At 33.9% G+C, this 812-nt stretch carries 2 pseudogenes; both read right to left on the reverse strand.

Annotated elements, in window-relative coordinates:
• Positions 1 to 217, reverse strand: a pseudogene (locus tag WG67_RS08335) (IS4-like element ISWosp8 family transposase); the annotation flags it as partial.
• 242 nt (positions 218 to 459) lie between these two features.
• A pseudogene (locus tag WG67_RS08340) lies at positions 460 to 812 on the reverse strand (glutamine amidotransferase); the annotation flags it as partial.

The raw sequence follows: 812 nt of genomic DNA on the forward strand, positions 1-812 counted from the left end.
GTGTGGCAAATCTTATACCTTGCTTTAGAAAAAGCTTGCTTTGAGGGTACATGTCAATGGCTCCATAAGTTCACATTCTATTCCCAAACTTTTTTTAACTAACTTTAAAATCATAGAAAATACTGTCGAAAAAGGAAGTTTTCTTGTTCGTGTAAAACTCAACACAATGGATTTTCTGAAAAGTTTTCGAGTATATTGCATTTTTAATTTGTAAGATAAGATCTTTTCCTTTTTGCGTGCCTCACCTAAAAAAGACACATTTTAAACTTTTTTGTTGCAATAAAATAGAAACAAAAGTGCTGTCCCTTGCACTCTTTGGATAATTTAATGATAAAAAATTTGGAGAGAAATTTTATACACTATCGCTGATATTTTTCCTTAAGTTGACGCCATTGCCTGAACGGATACATGACAAATCTATCGTTTATCAAATCGTCGGTAAGCCTAAAGCTATAGCCATTAAGCACGATAAAGAAAATCATTCATAATCGCTATAGCAACTAGTGTAGACACTTGACGTTCCTTGTGATTTGATAAATAGAGGTTTTTATCTGACTTCACAACAAGGGCTTCTGGATGACTTTGAAAGTGAACATTACCATGCTTATCTTCAATAGCCTCTATTACCCCCTCACTGGAAAATGCTGCAACTTTATATCCAAGTGACTCCAATTTTCTTCTATTTTCTGGTGTATTACTTACTGCTCCTGAATGAGCATCTGGAAAATATGTTGAAAACCAGCCATTTTCATTAGGTATTAGGAATTTGGCTACTACTTCTGCTAAACGACTATTTGGAACGATCTTTATCT

This window comes from Wolbachia endosymbiont of Drosophila incompta, assembly GCF_001758565.1.
GTDB classification, from domain to species: Bacteria; Pseudomonadota; Alphaproteobacteria; order Rickettsiales; family Anaplasmataceae; genus Wolbachia; species Wolbachia pipientis.